Origin of the sequence: Methylobacterium sp. WL19 (assembly GCF_008040005.1) — a bacterium.
In the GTDB taxonomy this organism is placed as follows: domain Bacteria; phylum Pseudomonadota; class Alphaproteobacteria; order Rhizobiales; family Beijerinckiaceae; genus Methylobacterium; species Methylobacterium bullatum.
Genome location: NZ_VRVC01000183.1, coordinates 1 through 6,923, shown reverse-complemented (window position 1 = coordinate 6,923; position 6,923 = coordinate 1). Strand labels below are relative to the sequence as shown.

Annotated in this window: 8 protein-coding genes; all 8 read left to right on the top strand. The window is 68.7% G+C overall.

The window, feature by feature from the left end:
- The first annotated feature begins 64 nt into the window (after positions 1–64).
- Positions 65–1,030, top strand: coding sequence for an ABC transporter permease (locus FV220_RS23260; protein WP_246689524.1), 966 nt, complete (start codon positions 65–67; stop codon positions 1,028–1,030).
- A complete protein-coding gene (locus FV220_RS23255) occupies positions 1,027–1,968 on the top strand; it encodes an ABC transporter ATP-binding protein (RefSeq protein WP_056141467.1) in 942 nt (313 codons plus the stop codon). The genes FV220_RS23260 and FV220_RS23255 overlap by 4 nt, the downstream gene beginning before the upstream one ends.
- A gap of 172 nt (positions 1,969–2,140) precedes the next feature.
- A complete protein-coding gene (locus FV220_RS23250; protein WP_147833390.1) occupies positions 2,141–2,908 on the top strand; it encodes a creatininase family protein in 768 nt (255 codons plus the stop codon).
- A gap of 17 nt (positions 2,909–2,925) precedes the next feature.
- Positions 2,926–4,299, top strand: a complete 1,374-nt coding sequence (gene glnT, locus FV220_RS23245) for a type III glutamate--ammonia ligase (RefSeq protein ID WP_147833389.1) — start codon at positions 2,926–2,928, stop codon at positions 4,297–4,299.
- A gap of 230 nt (positions 4,300–4,529) precedes the next feature.
- Complete coding sequence (locus tag FV220_RS23240; RefSeq protein WP_238254073.1) at positions 4,530–4,991, top strand: cupin domain-containing protein; 462 nt, start codon at positions 4,530–4,532, stop codon at positions 4,989–4,991.
- Between the two features lie 96 nt (positions 4,992–5,087).
- Complete coding sequence (locus FV220_RS23235; RefSeq protein WP_147833388.1) at positions 5,088–5,897, top strand: urea amidolyase associated protein UAAP1; 810 nt, start codon at positions 5,088–5,090, stop codon at positions 5,895–5,897.
- A gap of 15 nt (positions 5,898–5,912) precedes the next feature.
- On the top strand, positions 5,913–6,533 hold the full coding sequence (locus tag FV220_RS23230) for an urea amidolyase associated protein UAAP2 (protein ID WP_147833387.1): 621 nt from the start codon (positions 5,913–5,915) through the stop codon (positions 6,531–6,533).
- Positions 6,533–6,923: biotin carboxylase N-terminal domain-containing protein (locus FV220_RS23225; protein WP_281406100.1), on the top strand; the 391-nt coding region annotated here is incomplete at its 3' end. The genes FV220_RS23230 and FV220_RS23225, both read left to right, overlap by 1 nt.

Genomic DNA, 6,923 nt, shown 5'->3' with positions numbered 1-6,923 from the left:
CCCGACCACCCCCACCTCCAACTCCTCCCCACACGGGGGAGGAGGGGCCCGCGTCTCGTCTCCCATCTCCCCGCGCCGCCGCTCCTGGGTCGGCGTGGCCCGGCCGCTCTCGCCGCGCCGGCGGACGAGCCTCGCCATCCTGTCGTTCCTGATCCCGCTCCTCGCCTGGGCGGCGGTCTCCTACGTGCCGTTCCTGTGGCATCCCCTGGTGGAAGTGACCGAGCCCGGCGACATCGCCTGGATGGAACCGGGGATGCGCGTGCCGAAGGCCGCCTTCGCGGAGGAGGTCGCCTCGGCCAAAACGGCCGGCACCGCCGAGCCGGCGGGCAGGCCCGCCAACCCGGTCTACCTCCCCGCCCCGCACGAGGTGGCCACCGCGTTCTGGACCTCGCTGACGGCCCAGCCGACCCAGCGCGACGCCATCCGCCTGCCCTTGAGCCTGTGGCACTCGATCCAGATCATCGCCCTCGGCTTCCTGCTGTCGTCGCTGATCGGCGTGCCGCTGGGAATCCTCTGCGGCGCCCAGCCGACTTTGGCGCGCCTCACCGAGCCGGTCATCGAGTTCGTGCGTTACATGCCGGCCCCCGCCTTCGGCGCGCTGATGGTGGCGATCCTCGGCATCTATGACGGGCCGAAGATCGCGATCATCGTCATCGGCACCTTCTTCCAGCAGGTGCTGGTCATCGCCAACACCACCCGGCGGATCGAGCCCCTGCTGATCGAGGCGGCGCTGACGCTCGGCGCGCGGAATCTCCGCCTCATCCGCCGCGTGATCGTGCCGGCGATGCTGCCGCAGCTCTACCGCGACCAGCGCATCCTGCTCGGCTGGGCCTGGACCTACCTCATCGTCGCCGAACTCATCGGCACCTCGTCGGGCATCACCTTCTTCATCACCCAGCAGGCCCGCTACCAGCATTTCGACAACGTCTACGCCGCGATCCTCATCATCGGCCTCGTCGGCTCGGCCACCGATCTCGCCCTCGCCTGGCTCGGCCGCCGGCTGTTCCCCTACGACAGGAGCGAAGCGTGAACTCGGTCTCTCCCGTCGCCTCTCCCGTCGTCCTGCCGATCGAGGCCTGCGACTACCGCACCCAGTGCGAGCCGGTCCGTGCCCGGTTCGAGAAGCTGAAGAGCCGCGAGGTCGCCCTCCGGGTCGAGAAACTGACGAAGACCTTCCGCAAGCCGGACGGCGGCACCACGGTGGCCCTGAAGGACATCGACCTCGTCACCCACCGGCGCGAGTTCCTCTGCGTCGTTGGCCCATCGGGCTGCGGCAAGTCCACCTTCGTGCGCATCCTCGCCGGGCTCGAGACTTCCACCTCGGGCGTGGTCAGCGTCGAGGGCGTGCCGGTCTCGGGGCCGGGGGCCGACCGGGGCATGGTGTTCCAGGGCTACACCCTGTTCCCCTGGCTCAGCGTGCTGCGCAACGTCGCCTTCGGACTGGAGGAGAACGGCACGCCGCGTCGGGAAGCGGAGCGCGAGGCCCGGCAATGGCTGGCGCTCATCGGACTGGAGGCCTTCGCCGACAGCTACCCGCACCAGCTCTCCGGCGGCATGAAGCAGAGGGTCGCCATCGCCCGGGCGCTGGCCACGCGGCCGCGCATCCTGCTCATGGACGAGCCGTTCTCGGCCCTCGACACCCAGTCGCGCGCCCGGATGCAGGCCTATCTCATCGAGATCTGGAAGAAGATCGACATCACCATCGTATTCATCACCCACGACCTCGACGAGGCGGTGCACCTGGCCGACCGCATCCTGGTGCTCAGCGCCCATCCGGGCGAGGTGGCCGAACTCATCGAGGTCCCGGTGCCGCGCCCGCGCAGCCACAACCAGGCGCTCACCCCGGAATTCCGCGCCACCCGCGCCCGCCTCGACGCGCTGATCCACCCGCCGAAGGACGAGGCCGAAGAAAGCGTCGCCCCCGACGTGGTGACGCGCATGACGTCAGCCGGGGACGAGGTGGAATGATGCCTCTCTCTGATACCGACCACGTGGCTCTCCTCCCCCTTGTGGGGAGGAGCTGGAGGTGGGGGTGGCGCAGAAGGCACCTCTCGCGTCTCATCCTGCACCACCCCCACCCTCGGTCCCTCCCCACAAGGGGGAGGGAAGTGCGCGCTCTCGGTGATCGGAGAGCAAAACGATGACCCCCCTCCTCTGGGCGAACCGCACCTGGGACGAGATCCCCGGCGACCTCGCCGCCGTCGCCCATGCCGCGATCCTGCCGGTGGGGGCCACCGAGCAGCACGGGCCGCATCTCGGCACGGGCATGGATTTCGTCCTGGCCGAGGCCCTGACCCATGCGGTCTCGGCGCGGACCCGCGTGCCGGTGCTTCCCACCCTGCCCTATGGCTGTTCCCTCGGGCACAGCCGGCGCTGGCCCGGTACGATCACCCTCGATCCCGTGATGATGACGCGGCTCGTGGCCCAGATCGGCACCTCGGCCTACCAGTCGGGCGTCCGCCGGCTGTTCATCGTCAACGCCCACGTCACCAACGCCGCGCCCCTGCGCTGCGCCCTGGAGATGCTGCGCGCCGCCCATGACGACCTCATGGTCGCCCTGGTGAATTCCGCCACGGTGAGCGAGCGCGTCCGCGCCGCGCATTTCGCCGATGCCGACGACTGGCACGCCAACGCCGCCGAGACCGCGCTGATGATGGCGGTGGCGTCCGATCTCGTGCGCCCGGACCGCATCGCCGATGCGGACGATCCCGACCGGACGGAGGGGCTCGTCTTCTCCCATCCGGTCAACCGGACGAGCCTGAACGGCGTCACCGGACGCCCCTCGCAGGCGAACCTCGAAGACGGGGAGCGTCTGTTCGGCTGGATGGTCGAGGACCTGTCCGCCCTCGTCCTGCGGGGCCTCTCCGAGACCCCGCCGCTGCCCCATTCCTTCTCCGTTTCCGCCTAAAACCAAGGAGCCGCCCGATGGCGCATGCCACCGAAATCGATCCCGCCATTGCCAAGCTGCAGGACGACCTGCGCGCCAAGGGCGTGAAATACGTCATCGGCGCCTATGTCGACATCCACGGCGCACAGAAGGCCAAGGTGGTGCCCGTCGACCACCTGCCGCAGATGGCGGCGGGGTCCGAGCGCTATACCGGCTATGCCCTCGACGGGCTCGGCCAGGCCCCTAACGAGGACGAGCTCGCCTCGGTGCCGGACTTCTCGCAGCTGATCCAGCTGCCCTGGGAATCGAAATTGGCCTGGTGCCCGGCCGACCTCACCTTCCAGGGCCAGCCCTACCCGCTCTCCACCCGCGTTGCCCTGAAGTCCGTGCTGAAGGATGCCGAGGCCATGGGCTTCGGCTTCAACCTCGGCATCGAATGCGAGATCTTCCTGCTCAAGCAGGAGGCGGACGGCTCGCTGCATACGCCGATCCCCGACGATAAGCTGGTGAAGCCCTGCTACGACGTGCGCGGCTTCGTCGACAACTTCACCTGGCTCGAGAAGGTCGCCACCACGATCAACGATCTCGGATGGGACCTGTATTCCTTCGACCACGAGGATGCCTGCGGCCAGTTCGAGTTCGATTTCAACTATGCCGACGCCCTGACCATGTGCGACCGGCTCACCTTCTTCCGCATGATGGCCAAGCAGTATGCCAAGGAAGAAGGCCTCATCGCCACGATGATGCCCAAACCCTTTGCAGATCGCACCGGCAATGGCGCGCATTTCAACATGTCCCTCTCCGACAAGGAGACGGGCAAGAACGCCTTCGCCTGCGACCCGAAGGACGATCCGCGCGGCCTCGGCCTCACCGAGACCGGGTACCACTTCATCGGCGGCGTGCTGAAGCACGGGCGAGCGCTCTGCGCCGCCTTCGCGCCCACCGTGAACAGCTACAAGCGCCTCGTGCGCCAGGGCTCCATGGCCGGTTTCTCCTGGGCGCCGGTGTTCAACTCCTACGGCTCGAACAACCGCACCAATTCGGTGCGCGTGCCCGCCGGCGGCGGACGCTGCGAGAGCCGTAACGCGGACGGCGCGGTGAACCCCTACCTCGCCGCCGCCCTGGTCCTCGCGGCGGGTCTGGAGGGCGTGCGCGAGCGCATCGATCCGGGGGCTCCCAACGAGGACAACCTCTACGACCTCACCGACGCCCAGCGCGCGGAGCGCGGCATCGAGTTCCTGCCCCAGACCCTCGCCGAGGCGGTGGACGCCTTCGCCGCCGACCCGCTGGTGGAGAAGACCCTGGGCAAGGCGCTGCGCGACGAGTTCATCCGCTACAAGCGCGCCGAGTGGGAGGAGTATCACCTCACGGTCAGTGCCTGGGAGATCGAGCGCTACAGCCATCTGTTCTAGGCAGGCTCAACAAACGTGGTCGCCGGTTTTGCATCGTGACACCGGCGACACGTCAAAGGCCCGGGCGTGGTGAAGCATTGGCGTGCCGATACGAACCTTGCTTGTCGTTAACCCTCACTCGAAGCGGATTCTCAACACACTCATGCTTCTCTCCCGCTGTAATTACTGGTATTCGCAAGGGTGGCCGGGATTCGGCCGGCCGCGGATGCGGTTGCGGGGGAGATGGTTCGGTGGAGATTGCGCGACTGCTTCATACGTTCGGCGGTCCGTTGCTCGCCCTGTTCGGCGGAATCGGCGCGCGGTCGATGGGGACGCTCGTGACCGGCATGGGCAGCGGCGTCCGGACCGTGGATTTCGCCGGGTCGCCCCGCCCCTGCAAGCCCTACCGGCCGGACCCGGGCCGGATCGTCTCGGGCGATCCGGCCCAGACGGTGAGCGTCGCCTACCAGAGCGACGACGGTCTCTTCTCGGCCGGAACCTGGACCTGCCAGCCGGGCAAATGGCACATCGAGTTCGCCCAGAACGAGTTCGTGCACATCCTCGAAGGGGTGGTGGTGGTCACGGACGGGGACGGGCTCGCCAAGACCTACCGGGCGGGGGACGCCTTCGTCTCTCCCGCCGGTTTCTCCGGCACCTGGGACGTCAGGGAGCCGGTGCGCAAGTACTTCACACTCGGTGGTCCGCCGGGTTAAGCAGCACCCCTAACGACGCATGCCCGCCGGGACGACCCGGCCGCGCCAGGGCTGTTTTTCCGGGACGACCCGGAGAACAGCCTTGAGGAGACGGGCATGACCGACACAGCCAGCATCATCGCCGAGAATCGGCGGCGCTACGAGGAACTGAAGGCCCAGGGCCAGGGGCATGCCCCGCGCACCCTGCCACCGCCCTCCGCGCGGGACTTGCCCCTCGACGAGGCGGCGATCCTCCACACCGAGACCATTCCCGGCGGCTGGTATCGCACCTTCGAGCTCAATGCCGGCGAGGCCCTGCGGATCGGCCTCGACCATGGCCCGTCCAGCGTCGCCCTCGTCGCCTGGAACGCCGCCGAGACCTCTGAGCGCCTGAACTACGCCGATACCGTGAAGGTGCAGTGGACCGCCGCCCTCCAGCGCGGCCGGGTGCTGTTCTCCGACATGGGCCGGGTGATGCTGTCGCTCATCGAGGATTCCTGCGGCACGCACGACGCGCTCGTCGGTGGTTCCAACGCCGAATCCAATGCCGCGCGCTACGCGGGCGGCCCCCATCGCAACACTCGCGACAACCTCGTCCTCGCCGCCCTCAAGGCGGGGCTCGACCGGCGCGACATCCCCGCCTGCATCACGCTGTTCGCCCCCGTCTCCGTGGGCGCGGAGGGGCGCTTCGCCTGGAACGAGGCCGGCCGCCGTGCGGGCGACTTCGTCGATCTGCGCGCCGAGCTCGACCTCCTCGTCACCCTCTCCAACTGCCCGCACCCCCTCGACCCGAACCCGGATTACGCGCCCAACCCCGTGGTGGTGACCCGCTTCCGGGCGCCCGTCCCGGCGGCGGACGATCTCTGCCGCAACGCCACGATCGAGGCCGTGCGCGGCTTCGAGAACAACGCCGCCATCGGCTTCTGACGGGAGGGACGCATCATGACCGACGACACCCAGCTTCTCCTTGATGAGGTCGTGCCGGCCCAGGCGCCCTGGTCGGGCCTCGTGCGCAAGGGCCAGATTCTGCGCATCACCGACACCGACGGCTGCCAGGCGGTGGACACCCTGTTCTACCGCGCCGGCGACATGGGCGAGCGCTATTCCTCGCAGGACACCCTGCGCGTCCAGGGCTCGGCCTACGTGACGACGGGCACGCGCCTCGTCTCCAACGAGGGCCGGGTGATGGCCACCGTCACCGCCGATTCCTGCGGCCGGCACGACACCTCGGCGGGGGCCTGCTCCTGCGAGGCCAACACCGTGCGCTTCGGCCACGCCACCCGCTATCTCCATGCCTGCCGCGAGAATTTCGCCCTGGAAGTCGCCAAATACGGCCTCTCCAAGCGCGACATCCCGCCCAACATCAACTTCTTCATGAACGTGCCCATCGAGCAGAACGGCGAACTCGCCATCGTCGACGGCGTCTCCTCGCCGGGCGACTACGTCGAGGTCACGGCGGAGATGGACGTGATCTGCGTGATCTCGAACTGCCCGCAGATCAACAACCCCTGCAACGGCTTCAACCCGACGCCGATCCACGTCTCCATTCGGGACGCGCGCTGATGTTCGGCAAGATCCTCATCGCCAATCGCGGCGAGATCGCCCGGCGGATCGCCCGCACCTGCCGGCGCATGGGTGTGGCCTCCGTGGCCGTCTTCTCGGATGCCGACCGGTTCACCCGCGGCGTGCTGGAGGCGGACGAGGCCGTCCGCCTCGGCCCCGCGCCGGCGGCCGAGAGCTACCTGAACGTCGAGGCCGTGATCGCCGCCTGCAAGGCGACGGGGGCGCAAGCCGTCCATCCCGGCTACGGCTTCCTGTCGGAGAACGTGGCCTTCGCCGAGCGTCTGGCGGCGGAGGGCATCGTCTTCATCGGCCCGAAGCCCGAGCACCTGCGCGCCTTCGGCCTCAAGCACACCGCCCGCGACCTCGCGCGGGCCAGCGGCGTGCCCCTCC